23 protein-coding genes, 1 other RNA gene and 1 pseudogene are annotated in these 21,208 nt (G+C 69.9%); 14 read left to right on the top strand and 11 right to left on the bottom strand.

What is annotated here, in order from left to right; all coding sequences use genetic code 11:
• Positions 1 to 28 precede the first annotated feature (28 nt).
• The 7 genes from map to QM619_RS04965 all read left to right on the top strand — a co-directional run bounded on the left by map (position 29) and on the right by QM619_RS04965 (position 6,431).
• On the top strand, positions 29 to 877 hold the full coding sequence (gene map / locus QM619_RS04995; protein ID WP_415104921.1) for a type I methionyl aminopeptidase: 849 nt from the start codon (positions 29 to 31) through the stop codon (positions 875 to 877).
• Between the two features lie 48 nt (positions 878 to 925).
• Positions 926 to 1,894 (top strand): DUF2510 domain-containing protein, encoded by a 969-nt coding sequence (locus QM619_RS04990; RefSeq protein WP_415104919.1) that lies wholly within the window; start codon positions 926 to 928, stop codon positions 1,892 to 1,894.
• Positions 1,895 to 2,162: 268 nt separating this feature from the next.
• Entirely contained in the window at positions 2,163 to 2,885 is a 723-nt protein-coding gene (locus QM619_RS04985) for a class I SAM-dependent methyltransferase (protein ID WP_415104917.1), read from the top strand.
• 52 nt (positions 2,886 to 2,937) lie between these two features.
• The gene (locus tag QM619_RS04980) at positions 2,938 to 3,963 is read left to right on the top strand and encodes a CobW family GTP-binding protein (protein ID WP_415104915.1); all 1,026 of its coding nucleotides are present in this window, start codon (positions 2,938 to 2,940) and stop codon (positions 3,961 to 3,963) included.
• A gap of 56 nt (positions 3,964 to 4,019) precedes the next feature.
• Positions 4,020 to 4,919 (top strand): hypothetical protein, encoded by a 900-nt coding sequence (locus QM619_RS04975; RefSeq protein ID WP_415104913.1) that lies wholly within the window; start codon positions 4,020 to 4,022, stop codon positions 4,917 to 4,919.
• A gap of 375 nt (positions 4,920 to 5,294) precedes the next feature.
• Positions 5,295 to 5,543, top strand: a complete 249-nt coding sequence (locus QM619_RS04970) for a helix-turn-helix domain-containing protein (protein ID WP_415104911.1) — start codon at positions 5,295 to 5,297, stop codon at positions 5,541 to 5,543.
• Between the two features lie 480 nt (positions 5,544 to 6,023).
• Positions 6,024 to 6,431: a hypothetical protein gene (locus tag QM619_RS04965; RefSeq protein WP_415104909.1), complete on the top strand. Its 408-nt coding sequence runs from the start codon at positions 6,024 to 6,026 to the stop codon at positions 6,429 to 6,431.
• 132 nt (positions 6,432 to 6,563) lie between these two features.
• Here the strand turns inward: QM619_RS04965 and QM619_RS04960 are convergent, their stop codons facing one another.
• A complete protein-coding gene (locus QM619_RS04960; RefSeq protein WP_415104907.1) occupies positions 6,564 to 7,331 on the bottom strand; it encodes a carboxypeptidase-like regulatory domain-containing protein in 768 nt (255 codons plus the stop codon).
• A 135-nt stretch (positions 7,332 to 7,466) separates the two neighbouring features.
• On the opposite strand from QM619_RS04960, the gene QM619_RS04955 reads away from it, so the two are divergent.
• Complete coding sequence (locus QM619_RS04955; protein WP_415104905.1) at positions 7,467 to 7,874, top strand: hypothetical protein; 408 nt, start codon at positions 7,467 to 7,469, stop codon at positions 7,872 to 7,874.
• Positions 7,871 to 8,974 (top strand): alpha/beta fold hydrolase, encoded by a 1,104-nt coding sequence (locus QM619_RS04950; RefSeq protein WP_415104903.1) that lies wholly within the window; start codon positions 7,871 to 7,873, stop codon positions 8,972 to 8,974. The genes QM619_RS04955 and QM619_RS04950 overlap by 4 nt, the downstream gene beginning before the upstream one ends.
• A gap of 244 nt (positions 8,975 to 9,218) precedes the next feature.
• On the opposite strand, the gene QM619_RS04945 is transcribed toward QM619_RS04950, so the two are convergent.
• The 4 genes and pseudogenes from QM619_RS04945 to QM619_RS04930 all read right to left on the bottom strand — a co-directional run bounded on the left by QM619_RS04945 (position 9,219) and on the right by QM619_RS04930 (position 10,369).
• The gene (locus QM619_RS04945; RefSeq protein ID WP_415104901.1) at positions 9,219 to 9,551 is read right to left on the bottom strand and encodes a hypothetical protein; all 333 of its coding nucleotides are present in this window, start codon (positions 9,549 to 9,551) and stop codon (positions 9,219 to 9,221) included.
• Positions 9,530 to 9,592, bottom strand: coding sequence for a hypothetical protein (locus tag QM619_RS04940; protein WP_415105071.1), 63 nt, complete (start codon positions 9,590 to 9,592; stop codon positions 9,530 to 9,532). The genes QM619_RS04945 and QM619_RS04940 overlap by 22 nt, the downstream gene beginning before the upstream one ends.
• A 139-nt stretch (positions 9,593 to 9,731) precedes the next feature.
• A pseudogene (locus tag QM619_RS04935) lies at positions 9,732 to 9,986 on the bottom strand (hypothetical protein); the annotation flags it as partial.
• A gap of 62 nt (positions 9,987 to 10,048) precedes the next feature.
• Entirely contained in the window at positions 10,049 to 10,369 is a 321-nt protein-coding gene (locus tag QM619_RS04930) for an ArsR/SmtB family transcription factor (RefSeq protein WP_415104899.1), read from the bottom strand.
• Between the two features lie 216 nt (positions 10,370 to 10,585).
• Between QM619_RS04930 and argE the strand changes: the two genes are divergently transcribed.
• Together argE and QM619_RS04920 are read left to right on the top strand one after the other, a co-directional pair.
• Complete coding sequence (gene argE / locus QM619_RS04925; RefSeq protein ID WP_415104897.1) at positions 10,586 to 11,758, top strand: acetylornithine deacetylase; 1,173 nt, start codon at positions 10,586 to 10,588, stop codon at positions 11,756 to 11,758.
• A 38-nt stretch (positions 11,759 to 11,796) separates the two neighbouring features.
• Positions 11,797 to 13,083 (top strand): MFS transporter, encoded by a 1,287-nt coding sequence (locus tag QM619_RS04920; protein WP_415104895.1) that lies wholly within the window; start codon positions 11,797 to 11,799, stop codon positions 13,081 to 13,083.
• Positions 13,084 to 13,269: 186 nt separating this feature from the next.
• On the opposite strand, the gene QM619_RS04915 is transcribed toward QM619_RS04920, so the two are convergent.
• Both QM619_RS04915 and rnpB read right to left on the bottom strand, forming a co-directional pair.
• The gene (locus QM619_RS04915) at positions 13,270 to 13,665 is read right to left on the bottom strand and encodes a helix-turn-helix domain-containing protein (RefSeq protein ID WP_415104893.1); all 396 of its coding nucleotides are present in this window, start codon (positions 13,663 to 13,665) and stop codon (positions 13,270 to 13,272) included.
• Positions 13,666 to 13,727: 62 nt separating this feature from the next.
• Positions 13,728 to 14,113, bottom strand: an RNA gene (gene rnpB / locus QM619_RS04910) — RNase P RNA component class A.
• Positions 14,114 to 14,247: 134 nt separating this feature from the next.
• Here rnpB and QM619_RS04905 point away from each other — a divergent pair.
• On the top strand, positions 14,248 to 14,808 hold the full coding sequence (locus tag QM619_RS04905) for a calcium-binding protein (RefSeq protein WP_415104891.1): 561 nt from the start codon (positions 14,248 to 14,250) through the stop codon (positions 14,806 to 14,808).
• 39 nt (positions 14,809 to 14,847) lie between these two features.
• Here the strand turns inward: QM619_RS04905 and QM619_RS04900 are convergent, their stop codons facing one another.
• From QM619_RS04900 to QM619_RS04890, 3 genes are all read right to left on the bottom strand, one after another.
• Positions 14,848 to 15,747, bottom strand: a complete 900-nt coding sequence (locus tag QM619_RS04900; protein ID WP_415104889.1) for an acyltransferase domain-containing protein — start codon at positions 15,745 to 15,747, stop codon at positions 14,848 to 14,850.
• Positions 15,748 to 15,964: 217 nt separating this feature from the next.
• Positions 15,965 to 17,404, bottom strand: coding sequence for an RNB domain-containing ribonuclease (locus tag QM619_RS04895; RefSeq protein ID WP_415104887.1), 1,440 nt, complete (start codon positions 17,402 to 17,404; stop codon positions 15,965 to 15,967).
• A 125-nt stretch (positions 17,405 to 17,529) separates the two neighbouring features.
• Positions 17,530 to 19,212 (bottom strand): alpha/beta hydrolase, encoded by a 1,683-nt coding sequence (locus QM619_RS04890; RefSeq protein WP_415104885.1) that lies wholly within the window; start codon positions 19,210 to 19,212, stop codon positions 17,530 to 17,532.
• A 45-nt stretch (positions 19,213 to 19,257) separates the two neighbouring features.
• On the opposite strand from QM619_RS04890, the gene QM619_RS04885 reads away from it, so the two are divergent.
• Positions 19,258 to 19,572 (top strand): hypothetical protein, encoded by a 315-nt coding sequence (locus QM619_RS04885; protein ID WP_415104883.1) that lies wholly within the window; start codon positions 19,258 to 19,260, stop codon positions 19,570 to 19,572.
• A gap of 214 nt (positions 19,573 to 19,786) precedes the next feature.
• Here QM619_RS04885 and QM619_RS04880 read toward each other — a convergent pair whose 3' ends face one another.
• Positions 19,787 to 20,527: a zinc ribbon domain-containing protein gene (locus QM619_RS04880; protein WP_415104881.1), complete on the bottom strand. Its 741-nt coding sequence runs from the start codon at positions 20,525 to 20,527 to the stop codon at positions 19,787 to 19,789.
• A 108-nt stretch (positions 20,528 to 20,635) separates the two neighbouring features.
• Here QM619_RS04880 and QM619_RS04875 point away from each other — a divergent pair, with 108 nt between their 5' ends.
• On the top strand, positions 20,636 to 21,205 hold the full coding sequence (locus tag QM619_RS04875; RefSeq protein WP_415104879.1) for a histidine phosphatase family protein: 570 nt from the start codon (positions 20,636 to 20,638) through the stop codon (positions 21,203 to 21,205).
• Positions 21,206 to 21,208 lie beyond the last annotated feature (3 nt).

The raw sequence follows: 21,208 nt of genomic DNA, 5'->3' as shown, positions 1-21,208 counted from the left end.
CTCGGTTGAGCCCACTATGATCGCGCCCGTGACCGCGATCAAGCCCTACCCGCTGACGCCCAAGCGTCGGGTTCCGGCTGCGATCGGCCGTCCCCACTATGTCGGACGCCCGGCGCCCGACCGGTACCGTGGATCCGACGTCCAGACCCCCGACGTGATCGAACGGATGCGGGTGGCGAGCCGGCTGGCGGCCCAGGCCATGCACGTCGCGGCGGACGCCATCGCGCCCGGCGTGACCACCGACGAACTCGATCGGGTCGCCCACGAATTCCTCTGCGACAACGGCGCTTACCCCTCGGCATTGGGCTACCGAGGCTTCCCGAAGTCGATCTGCACCTCGGTCAACGAGGTGATCTGCCACGGCATCCCGGACACCCGGCCACTCGAGGACGGCGACCTGGTCAAGATCGACGTCACCGCCTTCGTCGACGGCGTGCACGGCGACAACTGCGGCACCTTCTTCTGCGGCGAGGTCGATCAGGCATCCCGCGATCTCACCCAGCACACCCGCGAGGCGCTGAACCGGGCGATCAAGGCGGTCCGGCCCGGACGCCAGGTGAACGTCATCGGACGCGTCATCGAGGCGTACGCGAAGCGGTTCGGCTACGGGGTGGTCCGCGAGTACACCGGGCACGGCGTGCACACCGCATTCCACTCCGGCCTGGTCATCCCGCACTACGACGACCCGACGCTGACCACCGTGATCCAGCCGGGGATGACCTTCACCATCGAACCGATGCTCACCCTGGGCGACCACCACTCGCACATCTGGAAGGACGGCTGGACGGTGGTCACCAACGACGGCAGCCGGTGCGCCCAGTTCGAGCATTCCCTGGTGGTCACCGTGGACGGCGCCGAGGTGCTCACCCTGCCCTGACCATTGGCCCGCCGGGCATGATGGCCGGGAACCACAAGGAGGCTGGCGATGCCGCAAGCAGGCTGGTACCCCGATCCGGGCGGGCAGCAGGGCATGTTCCGCTACTGGGACGGCTCGGCTTGGACGTGGCGGCTGACCGCGAATCCGGCCGCGGAGAGCTTTGGCGGGCCACCGTCCGGCCCACCGCGCCAACCACCCGGCCCGAACGGCCGACCGCCGGGGTCGCACGGGCAGCGTCCGGGCCAGCGCAATCGGAATCCGGCGGTGCTCTGGGCGATCGTGGCGGCCGTGGTCGTCCTTGCCGTGATCGCGGCGTTCGCCTGGCCACGACTGTTCGGCGGCACACCCCCGGCTCCAGCGGTGCCGCCAGCGCCGACCACCTCGGCGTGGGACGAGAGCAGCCCGACTCCCAGCGCCACCCCGACACCCACGCCGACGCCCACCCCGTCCCGCACACCGACGCCCACGCCGACACCGACGCCGCGGGACGTCAATCCGCCGTGCCCGCCGTACGACACGGCCCTGGTGCGGGGGCGGCTCTTCGGCGGCGGGCTCAGCGTGCCGGAGATCCACGATTCCCGCTGGAAGGCGGACGCCGTCCGCGCCATTCCCTGGGCGACCTGCGCCACCGGACTGGAACGCCAGATCGCGACCGACTGGGTGAGCGAGGTGATCCTGGCCGGCGTCCAGCCCTTCGCCCGGACCGACACCTTGAAGGAGCAGGCGGACGCCATCGCACTGGACTCGTCGATCCGCTTCTACCGGGGCGAGATGGGCCGCCTGGTGCCCAAGTCGAGCAAGGCGATCACAGTCGGCGGCCTGGACGCCTGGGAGCTGCGCTTCGAGGTGCGGATCGACTATCTCGGCTCGATTCCAGGCGACAACGTCGACGTGGTCGTCGTGCAGCACCGGGACGGCTCCCGCAGCGCCCTGCTGACCTTCGCCACCATCGGCGACACCGCGACCCAGCGCCAGGTCGACGCCACCCGCGCCGGCGTCCGGGTCGAGAACCGCTGAGATCGGCGGCGGCAGACGTCGCGGTAGCACGCGGGATCTGTCCCACATACCGAACCTCCGACCACCGTCTCGCGCACAACACGAAGTGTCTGCACTCGTCGCCGCTGGCGCGCGCTCCGCTCAGCGGCCCGTGACGAGTGCGGACACTTCGTGGTGGCGACACCAGGGCCCGTTACCCAGCCCGACCCGTGGCCAACCTATCAGCATTGCTGCGAATGATAATCATCATTTATAGTCTCAGAGGACCGACCGAAGACGGAGGCAGTAGATGACGGATCGGTATGCGGCGACAGCCGGTGCCTACGACCTGATGAACGCACCCTGGCGGGCCGTCCAGGTCGTCGCGCTGGAGCACCTGCTGCCGTTGCTGCAACCCGACGCCGGGCCGATCCTCGACGTGGGCGCCGGCAGCGGCGTCAACATCGAATGGCTGCTGGAACGGTCGCCCGACGCCCAGGTCTATGCCCTCGAACCCAGCCCGGCGATGCGCGCGCTGGCCCTCTCCCGGATCGCGGCCCACCTCGAGTGGCAGCACCGGGTGACCGTGCGGCCCGAGGACTTCTTCGCCGCCACCCTGCCCGAACGGCTGGGCGGGGCGATCCTGCTCGGCGTCCTGGGCCATTTCGATCCCGGCGAGCGGGCGGCCGTCCTCGCCGAGCTGGCCGACCGGCTGCCGCACGGCGGCGCGGCGCTGATCGACCTGCAACCGCCGGAACGGCCCGAGGCCGTCCCGGCCGCCACCATCTCACGGACGCAGGTCGGCGAGCTGGAGTACCGGCTGATCGCGGAGGCCACCCCGATCGACGACGAACGGCTGCACTGGCGGATGACCTACCTCAGCCTGGAGGGGGAACGGGTGCTGACCGAGGACACCGCCGAGCACATCTACCACCATCCGGGACCGGACGCCCTGCTCGCCGAGGCGGCCAGCGTCTGGCTGCACGCCGAGCGCCTGGGTGAGACGACCTACTGGCTGCTCCGCCGGGCCTGACCTCACCGGCGTCCGGATCGATCGGACGCGGATCGGAAGGAGTTCATCGGACGTGGTCGCGACCCTGCCCGTCATCGCGCTCACCGGTTACCTGGGCGCCGGCAAGACCACCCTGCTGAACCATCTGCTGCGCACCCCCGGCGCCCGGATCGGCGTGGTGGTCAACGACTTCGGGGCGATCAATGTGGACGCCGCACTGGTCGCTGGCCAGGTGGACGAGCCCGCCTCGATCGCCGGTGGCTGCCTGTGCTGTCTGCCGGACGCCGGCGGCCTGGACGAGGCACTGGAGAAGCTGGCGCACCCGTCCCGGCGGCTGGACGCGATCGTGGTCGAAGCCAGCGGCATCGCCGAGCCGGCCGTGCTTGCCCGGCTGCTTCGGTTCAACGGGGTGGAGCGGGTGCGTCCGGCCGGGTTGGTGGACGTGGTCAATGCCGTCGACCATCTCGAGACCGTCGATCGGGGCGGACCGCCGCTGGCCCGGTACGCGGCGGCGTCCCTGGTGGTGGTCAACAAGATCGACCAGGTGCCGCCCGCGGCCCGCGCGGAGCGGTTGGACCGGATCGCGGCACGGGTGCGCGAGGGCAACCCGCGCGTCCATCTGGTGGCGACCACGAAGGGACGCATCGATCCGCTGTTGGTCTTCGATCCCGCGACACGGCCCGAGACCGGCGACCAGCTGCCGCTCGATCTCGGCTCGGCCGGCACCGCGCACTCCGATCACTCGCACGCTCATCCGCATGCCGACGCGGTCACCGTGACCGTCGCCGAACCGATCGATCCGGGCCGGCTGATCGAGCTGCTGGAGCAGCCGCCACTCAGCGTCTACCGACTCAAGGGCTGCGTCCGGGTGTGCACCGGCGGCCCGCCGCGCCGCCAGCTGGTCAACCTGGTCGGACGGCAGGTCCACATCGCCGATGCCTCGTCCGCAACCTCGCCGGACGCCCTGGTGGCGATCGGCATGCACCTCGACCGCGTCGCCGTCCGGAGCCGTCTGGAACAGGCTCTGGCACCCGCGACGGCTCGTCCCAGCGCCGCTTCGCTGCGCCGACTGCTCCGCTACCGGCGGCTCAGCGCCTAGGGCCTCCTGTTCGGGCCGTCGGCTGTCATGGCATCCAGCCAGAGAGTCTCCAGGGGGTGAGCCTGGTGCAGGCGATGCGGCAACTGCTCGAACGCGAGCAGGAGGTGGCGGCGCTCGACGCCCTCACCGCCGCGGTGGCCGCTGCCGAGGCTCGCGACCCTCGCGGCGGACACGTTCTGCTGATCGAAGCCGACCAGGGCTTGGGCACCTCAGCGCTGCTGCGGCAGCTGGCGACGCTGGCGTCCGAGCGGGGGGTGCGGGTACTCAGCGCCCGCGCCCACCGGGTTGAGAAGGACTTCGCGTTCGGGGTGGTCCGCCAGCTTTCGAGCCGTTGCTGCGCGACTGGCCGGACGTCGTCCGGGCTCCGGCGGCAGCCCAGGATCGTCGTCGCAGGCACCTGCTTCGCATTCGTTCATCCCCTGATCGCCGAGGTCGTCGCCGACGACATCGCCCCGGCCCGACGTCAGGCGATGCATCGCCGAGCCGCGGACTACCCGGTGCAGACCGACCGGCCCGCCGAGGAGGTGGCCGTCCATCTCCTCGCGCTGCCGCCGCGCGGGCGCCCGGAGACCGTCTCCGTGCTGTGGCGGGCCGCCGAGACCGCGCGCCATCGCGGGGCCACGGACCGGGTCGTCGACCATCTGCGGCGCGCCGTCGCCGAGTCGTCGACCGACGTCCGCCGCACCGAGATCCTGGCCGTGCTGGGCACCGCTGAGGCGGTGGCGAACGACATCGCGGGTGCCCTCCCCATCTCGGTCTCGCGTTCGACGCCGAGACCGACCCCGGTCGGCGGGCGCGGATCGCGGCACCGCTGGCCGGATCGCGCTGTTCGCCGGACCCGCCGAGGACGCTCTCCGGGTGCTCCGCCGGGCCACCGCCGGGCTGCCACCCGGCCCACTGCGCACCGGCTGGTCGGCGCTGCGGGCCTACACGGCGAGCATCGCCGGCCTCCATGACGGACAGGTGCTGCCGCCGCTGCCGACCACCTGCCGCGATCTGGGCGACTGTCTGCTGGCGGGCCGTTGTCGAGGTCGCCCGCACCGGGCTGGCCGAGGCGCAGAGTTGGGGGACGGTGTCCGCGGTCGGCATTGCCCGGCGCAGCCTGGGCGAATCGTTGGATCTCGCCGGCGACGACGGCTGCCTGACCGTGCTGGAGGACGCCGCGACGCTGCTGGAGCGGGCCGGCCGTCCGCTGGAGTGGGCGCGGGCGGCGGTCTCCTGGGGTTCGGCCCTGCGTCGCCGCGGCCACGTGATCGAGGCTCGGTCGTTGTTGGCCAAGGCCGCCGGGCTCTCGGACGACCCGCGGTTGCCAGAGACTGGCCGAGCGGGCGTTGTCCGAGCTGCGCGCCGCCGGCGGACGCCGTGCCAGTGCGCTGCGCACCGGCCTGGCCGCGCTGACCGAACGCGAACTGCCGGTGAGCAGGCTGGCGGCGTCCGGGCTGACCAACCGTCAGATCGCAGCCGAGTTGCACGTCGGCGCCAAGACGGTCGAGACGCACCTGTCCAGCGTCTATCGAAAGCTCCATGTCGCCGGCGCGCCGAACTCGCTCGCGTCGCCGTCCCGGCCAACCTGCCGCTGACTCGCGCCAACGCCGTCCCCCGACTCGACTGATGCTGTTCGGGTCAGGTCGGCAACTGTCGATCTCACCATCGGTGACGACTGGCCGGATCGGTGACCGTCGATCTCACCTTCGGTGACGACTGGACGGATCGGTGACCGATGTCATGAAATAACACGAAAGCCGTCACCGAAGGTGAAAGCGGACGCCGATGATGAGTTCGGCGAACCACACCACATTGCGGAGAGCCGGGTCCTGGACGCAACGGCCAATGGACGGAACCTCAGGACCAAACCAGATTTCGCTCCGTCCTGATCTCCGGGGTCACCCCCCTTCGCCCGACCTCGTGCAGTCTGCGGCCACAACTGCGGCAGGGAGCCTTGATTTCGATGACTGCATACCGATGGGCGAAGCCGCAGTTCGCGCGGGGTATGCATACCACAAGAGCAGGTAGTCATGGTGGCCAAACTCATACGCTATGAGGGGTATGCATACCGCAGAGTGACCGCCGACCCAACGACGACAGCGCGTCCACAGATCGGGCTGCTGCTCAGCTCGGTCTTCCTGGCTTATCTCGGCCAGATGACGCTCAACCCGATCATCGCGCCGCTCTCCCGCGAGGTCGGCCTCGCCGAATGGCAGATCGTCGTCACGATCGGCGCGGCGGCGGCCATGCTGGTGATCACCAGCCAGTTCTGGGGACGCCGGTCGCAGTCCTGGGGACGCAAGCCGGTGCTGGTCGCCGCGTTCGCGCTGGCCACCACGACGATGACAGCCTTCGCACTGGTCGCCTGGCTGGGCATGGCCGGCCTCCTGACCGGCACCGGGCTGTTCGCGTTGTTCGTATTGCTGCGCGGCATCGGCTTCGGATCGGCGATCGCCGCCGTCCCGCCCACCGCGCAGGCCTAGTCGCCGACGTCACCAGCGACGAACGGGCTCGAGTGAGGGGCATGGCCGGAATCGGGGCAGTGCAGGGCGTGGCGATGGTCGGCGGTTCGGTGGTCGGCGGACTGCTGGCCGCGTTCGGGCTGATCGTCCCGCTCACTTCTTGTCCATGCCCGTGACGGTCCAGTCGACGGTCTGCGAGGGCAGGTTCGGGTCGAACACGACCTGATGGCCGGTGTCCGGCATGCATACGGCGTAGGGGCTCGGCATGTACTCGCAGACCACCCGGCCGACCGGCACCGTCGAGTCGGCGGTGATCGCGTAATAGCCCGACGCGTCGGTCTTCACCTCGTAACCGCCGGTGGCGTCGGGGGGCGAGACGATCATGTCGGCGCCGGCCACGGGCTGTCCCGCTCGGTCGTGGACATGGCCCGACACGACCGGCTGCTGGTCGGAGCCGACGGTGTCGCCGCCCGCGTTCCCGCCGCCGGTGTCGCCGCCCGTATCGCCACCGCCGACGGTCAGGTCGATCGTGGCGTCCTCGGTGAGCTCGGTGTCCGCCGCGTCCGCCGTCACGGGCACGCAGGTGCCCCCGTTGATCGCGCACAGCACCGTGTAGTCGCCGGCGGGGAGGACGATCGAATACGCGCCGGACGCGTTCGTCACCGCCGAGCGGAGTCGGCAGGTGGCGCAGTCGTTCGCGCGGAATCCGACGGCCACACCCGCGACCGGGCCTCCGGCATAGCTGGCGACACCCCGCACCGAGACCTGCTCCGGGCTCTTGACGGGTCTGCTCGGGGCGGAGCATCCCGCGAGCGCCATCGACAGCGCAGCGAGCGCAGCGAGGACGATCCGGCGACGCGGGACGAAGGCCGGACCACGACGTCCGGACGAGGCGACCCCGGGCATGATCTGCGATGACATGGTTCCTCCCGTTCCACGGCGGCCTCAGCCCGAGGACCGCCTCAGCCAGGCTCCCGCAGCGCGTCTGCGCCCACATCCGCCAAACCGCGTAGTTCCCCTCTTGCAGCGCGGGCCTGCCGGTCCGAGACTCGACCTATGCTGTTCGCTACCGAGGAGTGGTTCGCCGCGTGGGTGGACGCCGCCAACGCCGACGACCGCTTTCGCGCCGCCGGTGTGGGCTGGAAGGGCTCGGTCGGTCTCGTCGTGCTCGGCAGAGTCGACACGTTCGCCCGTCTGGACGGGGCGGAGGGGCGATGGACCACGCTCGCCGTCGGCACGGCGCCGGTCCTGGTCGAGGGCACGACGTTCACGATCTCGGCGGATGCCGCGACCTGGCGCGAACTCGTCGAGCAGCGCCTGGATCCCCTGAGAGCGCTCATCGTGGGACGCGCCAGGATTCGGGGGCAGCTGTCCGCCATCCTGGCGCGCACGACTGCTCTGCGCGTGATGACCGCGATCGCCGGCGGCTTGGACACGACCTTCGTCGAAAGCGCCGGACCGTGAGCACCACCGCCATCCGCTACACGCCCGGCCCCGGGCCGCGTCTGGCCTTTCAGGTCTTCGGCGAGGGCGCGATCGACGTCGCGGTGATCCCCGGCTTCATCTCGCACATCGAGTACGCCTGGCAGGATCCGCTCCTGGCACGCTTCCTACGGCGGCTCGGCACGATGGCACGCGTCATCGCCTTCGACAAGCGCGGCATGGGGCTGTCCGACCGGGATCCCGACGAGCATCCGATCACGATGTCGGACCGCGTCGACGATCTGGAGAAGGTGCTCGACGCCGTCGGCTCGCAGGCCCCTGCCCTGCTGGCGTGGTCCGAAGGCGGTCCGCTCGCCGTGACGTTCGCGGCCCGGCATCCCGACCGCACCAGCGCCCTCGCGCTGCTGGGCACGACGCCGCGCTTCGCGCAGTCGCCGGACTTCCCCGCGGGCATCCCCGCGGAGGTTCTCGGCGTCTTCGTGGAGACGATGGGCGCGGAATGGGGAACCGGGGTGGGATACCACCTCTTCGCCCCGAGCCTGGCAGAGGACGAGCGCACTCGCGCCTGGTGGGCGTCCTACCAGCGGTTCGCGGCGACCCCCGGAGCCGTCGTCGCGACGCTGCGCGGCCAGCTCGACGTCGACGTGCGCGCTCTCCTTCCTGCCGTCGCAGCGCCGACGCTCGTCGTCCACCGCAGCCGTGACATGATCGTCCCCGTCGAGTGCGGGCGATACCTGGCCGACCATATCGCCGGGGCCACGATTGCGGAGCAGGACTCCGACGATCATCTGTTCTGGGTCGGTCACCAGGACGCGACGCTGGACGGCGTACGCGAGCTGCTCGGGCGGACGGCGGACGGGACGGCTCTGCGCCACCGTCGCCCGCCACGCCCGCGCTCCGGCTGGGAGAGCCTGACCGACACCGAACTCGACGTCGTCCGGCTTCTCGCCCGCGGCATGACGAACGCGCAGATCGGCGAACGGCTCACGGTCTCGCCCCGGACGGTGCAGACCCACGTGACGCATGTGCTCGCCAAGCTCGACCTGCGACGCCGTGCCGAGGTCGCCGCCGTGCTCGCGGGCACGGCCGACGAGCCGAGCCGCACGGGGCAGCGGGACTGACGCTCGCCTGCCGGCCGGGCCGCCAGGACGGATCCGACCGGCCACGACGCGCGGGTGCCCCGTCGGAACCGCAGCGGGCGGACCCAGACGAGCGCGGCTGCCGAGCAGCAGGAGCAGCACACCGACCCCGACGATGCCGACGCCGAACGCGGCACCGGTGACGGGGAGCGGGCTGGGCGGTGCCGGCCTCACCGTGACCGCTGCGCGGGAGGAATCGGAGACCACCACGCGACCGTTCGCGGCGTCACCGGTCGTGGTCGCGGTGTTCGCCAGCTCCGCCCCGCAGATCCGCGTCCGTGACGGTGTACTGCGCGGAGCACACCTCGCTCTCCCCCGGTGTCAGACGCTCCGCCGCGGGCGGGCACGAGACCGCCGTCAACGCGCCGGTGCCCGTGAAGACGCCCTCGACGGGCCTCGCGTCGGCGATGGTGGCGTTGCCGATCGTGAACGTGTAGGTGATCACCTGGCCGGCGTGCGTGATCGCGGCCGCATAGAGGACGGCGTCGTCATCGAGCCGGTCGCGGCCATAGTGCTTTGCGCGCGGACGGGTGCAGTTCAGGCAACGTGGGCAGTCCACTCGCGCACCGCGGCCCGGATCGCGTCCGAGCGGGTGGCAATACCTTCCGCCTCGGCGCGCGCCGTCAGCGCCGCGAGGGTACGAAATCTCTGATTTCCGATCGACTCTCGTGGACATCACCCGTCGAGCTTGCCGAGACCCGGGCCGCGTTTCGGCAAGCCCAACCGACGATGTGGAGGCTCAGTGCTCGTCGTAGTGATCGCCGTGGACGGCGTGGCGGTGGCCGTCGTGCACGTAGTCGACGTGGTCGCCATGCGGCACGGCCTCGTGCCCGCAGTCGTCGCCGTGGGCGTGGTCGGACGGCGCATGCTCGGCCTTGGCCTCGTGCTCGTCGTAGTGATCGCCGTGCTCGGCATGGCGATGGCCGTCGTGCAGGTAGTCGACGTGGTCGCCGTGCTGCACCGCCTGGTGGCCGCAGTCGTCGCCGTGGGCGTGGTCGGCCGTGGTGTGCTCGGCGGTGAGGTGATCGATGGTCATGATGGGCTCCCTTTCCCTGGTCAGTCGTCCGCGTCCGGGTTGGACGCGGGTTCCTGGACGTGGGCGAGGGCGTCCGCGATCACGTGGGTGACATGCCGGTCGGCAAGCCGGTAGATGACCTCTTTGCCAGCGCGGCTGGCGATCACCAGTCCACCTTGGCGCAGGGTGCGCAGATGCTGGGAGACCAGCGGCTGCGACAGCCCGGTTGCGGTGGTCAATGCCCCCACGGTTCGCGGCTCCTCACCGATCAGCCTGAGCAACGACAACCGGGACTCGTTGCCGAGCACCTTGAACAGTTGCGCCGCCGCAGCCAGACCGGCTTCCGCGTCCATGGGTTCCATGTCACCACACTTATTAGATGATTGCAATATGTTTATATATGACAACGGTTCTCATCGCCAACGACTATTCCACCGCCACGACGCCACGCGACCGTTCAGCACCGTCGACGCCGGACCCGCCACACCCCGCCATCCGGGCGGAACAGCCGCGCATTCGTAGCACCAATGTGGGATGATCGCGCCGACCACGACAACCTTCCGCGAGGAGCGAACACCGTGTCCCGTCTACCTACCGACGCCGCGCTGAACGAGGTCGTCCGGCTGATCTCGCTGGATACCACCAGCCGCAACAGCAACCTGCCGCTGATCGATCATGTCGTCGAGTTGCTGAAGGGTGTCGGGATCGAGCCGACATTGGTGCCGGACGCCGAAGGCACCAAGACCAACCTGCTGGCCAGCTTCCCGGCGGCGGACGGCAGCGTCCAGGGCGGCATCGTGCTGTCGGCGCACACCGATGTCGTCCCGGTCGACGGCCAGCCGTGGACCAGCGACCCGTTCGCCGCCGAGGTGCGCGACCAGCGGCTCTACGGACGCGGCAGCACCGACATGAAGTCGTTCCTGGCCGTGGTGCTGACCAAGCTGGCCGACTTCGTCGCCCAGCCGCTCAGCGAGCCGATCCACCTCGCGCTGTCCTACGACGAAGAGGTGGGCTGCGTCGGCGCCGTCTCGCTGGTCGACCGGATCGTGGAGCTCGGTCTGAAGCCCCGCGGCTGCATCGTGGGCGAACCGACCAGCATGCAGATCATCCGCGGCCACAAGTCGATGAACACCATGTCGGTCCACTTCCGCGGCGTCGCGGCGCACTCGTCGCTGACCACGGAGGGCGTCAACGCCATCGCCTACGCCGCCAGATTCGTCGACTTCGTCGAGCAGGTCGCCGCCGACTTCCGCGCGAACGGACCGTTCGACGACGCCTTCCCGGTGCCGTTCACCACCACCACCGCCAACATGATCAGGGGCGGCATCGCGATCAACACGATCCCGGCCGACTGCGTCGTCGACTTCGAGTTCCGTGGCCTGGTCGCGGTCGACCCGGACGAACTGATCGCCCGTTACCGGGCCGAGGCCGACCGCCTGGACGGCCTGATGAAGCAGGCCAACCCGGCCGCCGGCGTCGACTTCCAGGTGATGTCGTCGTCGCCGGGTCTGGACGGCGCACTCGACTCCGAGATCGTCCGGTTGGCCACCGACTGGGGCGGCGAGCCGAGCGAGGGAAAGGTCACCTACGGGACGGAGGCCGGCCTGTTCGCCCGCGCCGGCATCCCCACCGTCGTCTGCGGCCCAGGCGACATCGCCCAGGCGCACACGCCGAACGAGTTCATCGACCTCGAGCAGATCGCCCGCTGCGAAGACTTCATCGACCGGCTGATCGCGCACGCTCGCGGCTGACGACACCCCGCGCCACCCCACGCCCCAATGGAGGATCAGTGACCACAACCGCAAACCCCGACATCACCCCCGAACGCCTGCTGGCAGCCAAGAAGGCGGTGATCAGCAGTTCGATCGGCGCTGCGCTGGAATGGTTCGACGTGATCGTCTACGCGTCCTTCGCGACCGTGATCTCGAAGAACTTCTTCACCTTCGCCGACGCCCCGCCGGCGATCGGCTTGATCCTGACCTTCGCGACCTTCGCGGTCACCTACCTGATCCGGCCGATCGGCGGCATGGTGCTGGGCAGCTACGCCGACCGCAGCGGACGCAAGAAGGCGCTGACCCTGACCTTGACGCTGATGATGGTCGGCACCTTGATCATGGCGCTCGCCCCGACCTATGCCGCGGTGGGCTTCGCCGCACCGGTGATCATCCTGATCTCGCGGCTGATCCAGGGCTTCAGCGCCGGCGGCGAGTTCGGCACCGCCACCACGTTCCTGGTCGAGACCGCGCCGCACAAGAAGAACTTCTACGCCTCATGGCAGATCGTCAGCCAGGGCGCTTCGATGTTCCTGGCGTCCGCCTTCGGGTTCGCACTGAACACCTGGATGACGCCGGAGGCGCTGACCGCGTGGGGATGGCGGATCCCGTTCTTCGTCGGCCTGCTGGTCGGCCCGGTGGGCCTGTACATCCGCGCCCGGCTGGAGGAGACCGAGGAGTTCGTCTCGTCGGCCAAGGAGCACTCGCCGCTGAAGACCCTGCTGGCCCAGCACTACGGACGCGTGCTGGCCGGCAGCGCGGTGATCGGGGTCGCCACCATCACCACCTACATGATCCTGTACATGCCCACCTTCGCCGTGACCAACCTGCACATCCCGCCGACGGCCGCCTACCTGGGCGGCGTGGTCGCGGGCGTGATCAACATGGTGGCCGTGCCGTTCATCGGCAACCTGGCCGACCGGGTGGGTCCGGCCAAGGTGATGACCTGGGCCGCCGTGGCCGCCCTGGTGCTGGCCTGGCCGCTGTTCCAGATCATGGTGACGAACCCGACGGTGCCGGTCCTGGTGCTGGTGATCGCCGTGCTCGGCACCCTGATGGCGTTCTACTTCGGCCCGCTGCCCGGCATGATGTCGTCGCTGTTCCCGCCCGCGGTGCGCGGCTCCGGACTGTCGGTCGCCTACAACGTGGGCGTCACCCTGCTGGGCGGCATCGCGCCGCTGGTGCTCACCTGGCTGCTGAACGCCAGCGGCTGGCTGCAGGTGCCCAGCCTCTATTACATGGTGATCTGCGCGATCTCGCTGGTCGGCCTGTACGCGGCGCGGGTGCGGTACCGGCAGCCCTGAACCGGCCGTCGGGCATTGATGGTGAAGCGCCCGCGCACCGGCTGACAGGTTCCCGACAGCCACGGGCCGGGGGTGGTGCCGAGAAACGCGGCGATGGTCGGACCCACGTACCACCGATTCCGGGGAGTTCTCATGCAATAGTCATCCCCGATCAAAACTACAGAATAGGAGCACTCGGGTGTGGGATCATCGCTCTTCGCCGCCGTCGGGCCGCACAACCTTGACATCGCCGAAGACCGTAGCCCCGGCGATGTTCACCGACTGATCATCCGCGCTGGCGTCGCCGACCGTGCTCGACAGGCCGGTCACCTGCTTGTTCCCCTCCCCCAGGATCGCCTGCGTCACCGGACCGTGCGTCCAACCCATGATCTGCTCCTGCCGACCGATCAAGTAGCCGACCGTGCAGTTGAGCGCTGTGGCGAAGACCCGCAGCCTCCCCAGGGATGGCTCGACCTCGCCGCGGAGGTACTTGCCCAGGCTGTCGGCGGACACACCCATCACGTCGGCCAACTCCTTGCGTGTCAACCCGTTGGCGACCATCTCGGCCTCGATTGCTCGTCCGAGCGCTTCCGCGTCGTTCATCACGATCTCCTATCGACGACGGCTGATTCTTCCATGACGCTCCGACAACCATCTTCAGATGGGGGACGAGCCGGCCTGTAAGCCGGATTCTGTGGTCCGAAGACCGGTGATCATCCATCTGCGACCGCCGTTGCCGGCGGCCTTCGCCCCTGATGGGGCGTGCAACCTACCCGGACGCCTCGCGCGGGCAACGCTCGAACGGCGTCCGCGAGCCGCCCGGAGACGGCCCTTCTTGGTCTTGCTCCGGGTGGGGTTTGCCGAGCCACCCCAGTCACCTGGGGTGCTGGTGGTCTCTTACACCGCCGTTTCACCCTTACCGCCGTCGCCGGCGGCGGTCTGTTCTCTGTGGCACTTTCCCGCGGGTCACCCCGGGTGGGCGTTACCCACCACCCTGCCCTGTGGAGTCCGGACTTTCCTCAGCTCTCGCCGCGATCACCCGGCCGACTCGTCCGGGGCAATGGTAGACCGCGTCCTGCGGATGAGGCGATCCTCATAGAGGAGTCACCGAGGTCTCATCGGCGCTCGATTGACTGGTCGCAGCAGACGGGCACTCGGCCCGTTCCCCGAGCAGAGGAGCACCTCATGTCCGACTCCACCATGTTGAAGCGAATCGGTCGCTGGGCCGTCCTGCCCATCGCCATCGGAATGGGCCTCAGCCTGAGCGCGTTCAGCGCCTCGCCCGCCGAGGCCGCCGCCTACTACTGCAACGGCTACAAGGCCACCATCGTCGGCACCAGCGGCCACGACGACATCGAAGGCACCAGCGGACGGGACGTCATCGTCGGCCTGGCCGGCAGCGACGAGATCGACGGCAACGGAGGCAACGACATCATCTGCGCCGGCTCGGGCAACGACGAGGTCGACGGCGGCTCGGGCAGCGACTACATCCACGGCGGCTCGGGCCATGACTCGATCGAGGGCGGAAGCGGCAGCGACCGGATCTACGGCTCCAGCGGCAACGACCACGTCGAGGGCGAGAGCGGCAACGACAAGGTCTACGGCAACTCCGGCCACGACCTGGTCGAGGGCGGACCGGGTTCCGACAAGGTCAGCGGCGGTTCCGGCAACGACACGGTCAAGCAGCGCTACGCCAGCGAGCGCGAGGAGGACCGCTGGGAAGACCGCTACGGGTACGACGACTGATCCACTATCACCTCAGCACGCCTTCTCGGGCGGTCAGCGCTACGGCTGGCCGCCCGAGAAGCTCGTTTGAGCGATCCGGCCGCGTCGAATCGTCCAGTGTTCGCCGAGTTCCAACCGGGACGCCACCGCCCGCTCGAGCCTGGTCGTCCGGGGTAGCCGGCGCGGATCGTAGGGCGGACGCCGAGCGAAAGTAAAGTACACCGCGTCGTCATCGCCGTCATCGACCTGGTCGTCGATGTCCCAGCGCTGCTGGAACGCCGCGATGTTGGAGCCCGGAAGCGCCGCGGCGAGTTCCGGCGCCAACAGCCAGCTGCGACACCAGAAATCCGTCGTCGGCAGATCGGGAAAGTGCTCCGCGTAGTAGCGGGCGGCCTGCGCGAACGACTCGTCCACTGCCTCTGGGGTGAGCGCACCGGAGCCCTCAGAACCGCGGCGCGGAATGTGCGTCGACAACACCCACTCGCCGCCGCGCAACCGCTGCAGGTTGAACTGCAGGCGCCCGATCCAGGCGAACGCCCCGGACCAGACGATCCGGAGCCAGCCCTGGTTGTGCAACCCGAAACGGCCATGGACAAGCCGGTGCACCCACACCTGCTGACCGAGGTCGGCGAGATTGCGCCACGCCTGTTCCTCGGCGACACCGCGGCCGACCTGGTAAGCCACCACTTCGGGAGCGACGACGAGCAGCGCCAGCAACGGCAGCAGCCCGTCATCGGACACATCGGGACGGTCCGCCCAGGGATCCGGTCCATCCACCGCCGGGCGTCCGATGCCTGCCCGCAGCCGCTCGCCGCACTCGGCCAGTTCAGCGGACCGGCCGGCATCGGCCAGGACATCCGCCGCCACCGGAGCAAGGTCGAGCAGATCCGCCTCGCGAAAGCTCAGCCGACGGGCATGTCCCACCACGGTCGCCACGACGTCCTGGAGATCGTTGCCCACCCGGCCACCCTAGGAGTTCCTGACGGCCGTGTATTGCGGCGTGCAATCGCAGGGCTACTCGGCAGGAGTCTGAAATCGGCACCAGAGTGGTGAGGAAACCGGCCCAAAACGGCAGCGCTCCGCCGAGAGCACCTCGGCACGCTTCACCACTGTGGTGTCGATATCAGACTGTCCGTCGATATCTCGCCCGTAGGTATCCCACTCGACTCCGACCGGCTCACCCCGCGAAGACGCGGAAGTCGACTCGGCCGTTGACCAGGTCGGCGGCCACCAGGGTGGCGGTGATCTCGGTACCCAGCCGCAGCCGGCGTCCGCCCTTCACCCGCGCTTCCACGGCCGGGTCGGCCAACTGCAGCCGTCCCGCGTGCCGATCGGGGTCGACGTCGATCAGCAGGCCGGTGAACTCCTGCCCGATCCGCGGCGCCAGCAGCATCGCCTCGACCAGATCGACGATGCCGCGCTCGTAGCGGCCGGCCCGTCGCGACGACCCTTCCAGCTCGGACGGCAACGCCTCCAGAGCGGTCAGCACCCAGTCCGGCACCGGTTCGCCGGCGCACAGCGCGACGCAGATCTCGCCGGCGTAGCGGTCGACCAGCCGCCGCAACGGGGCGGTGACATGGGCATACGGTGCGGCGATCGCGGCATGGTCGGCGTCCCGCGGCGCGCCACCGGTGAACGAGTCGTAGCCGGCGCCGCGGAACAGCGTGGTGCAGGCGTTCAGCATCGCCGCCTCGCGCGGCACCGCGGCGTCCAGGCCACGGACGAAGTCGGGATAGCCGACCCGCCGCGGCCACGAGATGCCGAGCCCTTGCGCGGTCCGGCGCAACCGCTCGATCGCGTGGTCCTCGGCCGGCGGCAGGGTGCGCAGAATGCCGACGCCGGCGTCCAGCATCATCCGGGCGGCCACCATTCCGGTCAGCAGCGAGATCTGCGCGTTCCAGCCCTCGCACGGCAATGTGGTGCGGTACTCCAGCGTCCAGGTGCCGTCGGCGGCGACACAGACCTCCTGTTCGGGGACGCCCAGGTTGATCCCGCCGCGAGCCACCTCGGCCGCCTCGCGGAGGCGTCCGACCTCGGCCAGCAGCACCAGCACCTCCTCGGCCTGGCCGGCGTCGAGCAGGCGTTGCACCTCGCCGTAGGAGTGCCGGCGCCGGCTCTGCACCCGCGCACGGGCGACCGAGGCGGCGGTGGGCGCGCCGGCGGCGTCCAGCCGGATCTCCCACACCAACGCCGGCCGGACCACGTCGGGCAGCAGGCTGGCCGCGGCCTCGCTGAGCACCTCCGGGTGCAGCGGCGTCCGCTGGGTCGGTGCGTACAGGGTCTCCACCCGCTGGTGGCATTCGACGTCGATCGCCCCGCCCGGAGCGACGAACGCGGCCACGTCGGCGATCGCGTACCGGACCAGGTAGCCGTCGCCGTCCCGCTCGATCTGCAGCGCCTGGTCGAGATCCATCGAGCCCTCGGGATCGATGGTGACGAACGGCACGTCGGTCAGGTCGCGATCAGGCAGCCGAACACCGGCCACCGCGGCCTCGGCGGCGGCGATCACCGACCCGTCGAAGTCGTCCGGGACGCCCAGCGACTCGCGCAACTGGGCGATTCCCTGCCGCAGCGCCGCGGGCACCCGGTCGAGGAAGGCAATGGTGCGGCCGGGCATCGGTGACCTCCGTTCGTCGTTCGACTCACCCTAATGGCCGCACCCCGCTCCCCCGTGCAACCCTCGTGCTCCCCGAACTTGGCCGAGTTCAGCGAGCGCCGAATGGTTCGGGGGAGCGCGAGAAATCAGGATGCCGAATTGCCCGAGCCGGTGAGGCTATTGGACGCCTTCAGTCCCTCGACCGAGGCGCGGATGGCGGCGGTGATCGTGGTGATCGGGGCATCGGCGCGGCCCAGCACCGCGGCCCAGGCCGGTACCAGTTCGTCCTCGTAGATGTGTCCGTGACCGGCAGGGGTGTCGAGGCTGGTCAGCATGTCGGTGGTGATCTGGAACCAGGTGACCAGCGGCCACCAGCGCAGCGAGGTGTTGACGTCGCTGCCGGCCCGTTCCCGCATCCAGTCCGGCTCGCGCCAGGCCAGTTCGGCGTTGAACCGGCACATCGGGTCGGACGCGTGTTGCAGGTAGACGACCCGCGGGACGTCCCACTCCCCCAACGGACGCCCGTAGGCGTCCGCCACCAGTTCGGGGGGCTTGGTGGCGAACCGGATGTGCCGGCCGTTGTCGATCACCGGGGTGATCTCGGGCGAGCCGCGCATCCGGGAGCGGGCGATCGTGCGGGCCAGCTCGGTGATGCCCGGCGTGCCGATCCACAGCGCGCCGTCCACCTTGGCGAGCATGTCATCGGCGTCCGCGAACGCGCCATGGCCGCCGTAGGCGCCGAGCGATTCGCCGCTGGCGTAGATCTTCGGACGCCGCCCGGCCGGCAGATCGTGAATGGCCTCCTCCAGCGCCGCGAACAGAGCCCGCGCACAGGCCCGCGGCGTCTCCGGGTCGGCGAGGAAGACAAAGGCGCTGGCCAGCTTCGAATATTGCACCGACACCGTCGCGCAGTCGCCGCCGGTCAGGTATTCGACGGCCTGGACGGAGAACTCGTCGACCCAGCCCCGTCCCGCCGGCGTGTCGATCACCAGCGTGCCCCGGTCGAGGGCCCCGGTGCGGCGCACCTCGGCCATCGCCATCTCCACCGCCGCCTCGATGGCGCCGTCGCCCAGTGACGCGTACACCCGGATCGGCTCCGCGGACGGCCCGCCAAGCACCGCAGCGATGTCGGCGGCGGACGGCCCGCAGGAGGTGAAGATCTGCCCGCGCCGGCCCAACTCGGCCCAGGGCTGGCCAGAGCCGGCCGAGCCGCTCCGGGTCGGCAACTGCGGAGGCTGCAGGTTGCGCGGACGCCGCCGGTCGAGCTTGTCGGCCTGCCGCGAGATCCGCTCCAAGGCTTGCTGGAACACCATCCGGTTGACCATCCGCACCACCGCGAGAGCGATGATCAGCGCCACGACCACCGACAGCACCGACGGCAGGAACAGGTCCAGGCCCTGGCTGACCCAGGCGGTAAACAGCACCACGGAACGGATCAGCACCATCAGCAGCACCATGGTGGCCAGGGCGACCGCGGTCGCGGCGATGTCCCGCCAAGGCGGCTGCTCGGTCATGCCGACCAGCCGGGCGGTCTCGCGATGCTCCCGCACCGACCACCACCAGCCGACGATCACCACCACCACGCCGAGCATCGCGAGAATCCAGATGCCGCCCGGCAGATGCCAGCTGACCTGCACATCCAGATCGACCAGCCGCATCACCGCGTCCACGGTCATCTCCAGCAGGAAGCCGACCAGGTAGCCGGTGGCGGCGCTGAAACCGCCCACCAGGCCCTGCAGCAGCCAGCGGCGCGGCAACAGGCTGGGTGCGAAGCTGACCAGGAACATGACCAACCCCAACACCAGACCCACCGCGGACCAGGCGCCCATCGGGACTCCTCTCGCCGGTTGCGGAATCACCCTACGCTTGGCGGTATGAAGCCCGCCAAGGACGTGAACACCGCAGCAGTCACCGCCGTCGGCCTGATCGGCGGCTGGTTGACCGCCCGCGAATCCGGCATCCGCCCGCTGGGTGGCGTGCTGCTCGGCATCGCCGGCGGCTGGGCCGCCCGGACCTGGTACGTCCGGCACGGTCTCGGCACCGCCGCCGGGCTGTCCGCGCTGTACCTCGCCGCCTTCGGCGCGTCCCATCCGCTGGCGAAGCGGATCGGCGCCTGGCCGTCGGTGCTCGCGGTGACCGCCGTGGTGACGGGCACCGCCCACCTGGTCTCGGACGCCGAGAGGGAGTAGTGCCGCTATGCAGATCCCGGCGTTCGCCGGGATGACGTTTGTCCACCGTTGCTCTCGTCAGATTACGTCCGATTTGAGGGGGGACTCGCCTCCGGTGCCTCAGACTCCTCCGGATCGGACGTAATCTGGCGGACGCCGGTGGCGTCCTCGGTGCTCGGACGGCTCCGATCCTCCGGCCCACTGCCCTGGAGCGGCCTCTGCGACAGCCGCGCCGTCACAGCCCGGATTCGGCGGTGCGGACCAGGATGCGGTTGCATTCCTCGCAGCGCAGCACCTCGTCGGGCGGCGCGGCCCGGTAGCGGGTAAGGTCGGCTGCCGTCGCCTCCAGCTGGCAGCCGGAGCAGCGGCGGCGGACCAGCGCGGCGGCACCGGAACCGCTCTTGGCCCGGATCCGGTCGTACAGCGCGAGCAACTCCGAGGGAATCTCGGACGCCACCCCGGCTCGTTCGGCGTTCCGCTCGGCGAGTTCGGCGTCCAGCACCGTCAGCTGCTCGTCACGGGCAGCCAGCAGAGCACGCAGCTCGGTCTCGCCCTCGGCCCGGGTGGCGACGACTTCGTCGCGGGTGGCGGTTGCCTGCTCCAGGCTCTCCATCAGTTCCAGCTCGACATCTTCGAGGTCGCCAATCCGGCGCTTCAGGTGCTCGATCTCCTCCAGCAGCGCGTTCAGCTGCTTGGGGTCGGTGACCGCCCCGGAGTTCACCCGCTGCTGGTCGCGCTCCAGGCGCTGGCGCACCGGCACCAGGTCGTCCTCGGCCTTGGCCACCTCGAGCTCCAGGTCGCTGACCGCGGTGTTGGCGGCGATCAACTGCTCGCCCTGCCGGCGCCGCACCTGCTGCTTCTCGGCGATCTGAGCGAGCTCTGGCAGGCTGCGACGGCGATGCTCCAGCTGGGCGATCGCCGTGTCGACGGACTGCAATGCCAGCAGCCTCGATTGAGCGGTGGCAGCAGCCTGCATGGCGACCTCCTGGAGTTGTGGCCTCCGACTCTAGTGGACCATCTCTGTGCGCGGGCACGACGGCGTCCGGACTCCCCACACCGGCGCCGGACACGGTTAGATGGCGGCATGACCATGACCCAGCTGTACCTCGTCCGTCACGGACAGACCGAATGGAGCAAGTCGGGCCAGCACACGTCCTACACCGACATCGACCTCACCGCCCAGGGCGAAGAGCAGGCCAAGGCGTTGCGTCCCCGACTCAATCCCGAGGAATTCGGGCTCGTGCTGTCCAGCCCGCGGCTCCGCGCTCGCCGCACCGCCGAACTCGCCGGCTTCACCGACTACGAGGTCACCGATGACCTCCAGGAATGGAACTACGGCGACTACGAAGGCATCACCTCCCTCGACATCCGCGCCCACCACCACCCCGGCTGGCGGCTCTGGTTCAACGGCGTCCCCAATGGCGAGACCGCCGACCAGGTCCGCGAACGTCTCACCCGCGTCGTCCACCGGGTCCGCGAATCGGGGGTCGAGAAGGCCATCTGCTTCGGCCACGGGCACGCCTCCCGCGTCCTGGCGCTGTGCTGGCTCGACTTCCCGCTGATCTTCGGCCAAGCCTTCCCGGTCGAGACCGCCAGCCTGTCGATCCTGGGCCGCGAAAAGGAATCCTGGGCGGTTCTACGCTGGAACAGCTGAGCC

This window comes from Micropruina sp. (assembly GCF_047606665.1).
GTDB lineage: Bacteria > Actinomycetota > Actinomycetes > Propionibacteriales > Propionibacteriaceae > Micropruina.
This window is presented reverse-complemented; position numbering and strand designations above follow the sequence as displayed.

Excerpts from the sequence above, each read along its gene's own strand:
- QM619_RS04885 (WP_415104883.1), top strand. The coding sequence starts at position 19,258 with ATGAAGCCCGCCAAGGACGTGAACACCGCAGCAGTCACCGCCGTCGGC.
- QM619_RS04890 (WP_415104885.1), bottom strand. The coding sequence starts at position 19,212 with ATGGGCGCCTGGTCCGCGGTGGGTCTGGTGTTGGGGTTGGTCATGTTC.
- QM619_RS04930 (WP_415104899.1), bottom strand. The coding sequence starts at position 10,369 with ATGGAACCCATGGACGCGGAAGCCGGTCTGGCTGCGGCGGCGCAACTG.
- QM619_RS04915 (WP_415104893.1), bottom strand. The coding sequence starts at position 13,665 with ATGAACGACGCGGAAGCGCTCGGACGAGCAATCGAGGCCGAGATGGTC.
- QM619_RS04905 (WP_415104891.1), top strand. The coding sequence starts at position 14,248 with ATGTCCGACTCCACCATGTTGAAGCGAATCGGTCGCTGGGCCGTCCTG.
- QM619_RS04880 (WP_415104881.1), bottom strand. The coding sequence starts at position 20,527 with ATGCAGGCTGCTGCCACCGCTCAATCGAGGCTGCTGGCATTGCAGTCC.
- QM619_RS04955 (WP_415104905.1), top strand. The coding sequence starts at position 7,467 with ATGCTGTTCGCTACCGAGGAGTGGTTCGCCGCGTGGGTGGACGCCGCC.
- QM619_RS04990 (WP_415104919.1), top strand. The coding sequence starts at position 926 with ATGCCGCAAGCAGGCTGGTACCCCGATCCGGGCGGGCAGCAGGGCATG.
- QM619_RS04960 (WP_415104907.1), bottom strand. The coding sequence starts at position 7,331 with ATGTCATCGCAGATCATGCCCGGGGTCGCCTCGTCCGGACGTCGTGGT.
- QM619_RS04985 (WP_415104917.1), top strand. The coding sequence starts at position 2,163 with ATGACGGATCGGTATGCGGCGACAGCCGGTGCCTACGACCTGATGAAC.
- QM619_RS04895 (WP_415104887.1), bottom strand. The coding sequence starts at position 17,404 with ATGCCCGGCCGCACCATTGCCTTCCTCGACCGGGTGCCCGCGGCGCTG.
- QM619_RS04875 (WP_415104879.1), top strand. The coding sequence starts at position 20,636 with ATGACCATGACCCAGCTGTACCTCGTCCGTCACGGACAGACCGAATGG.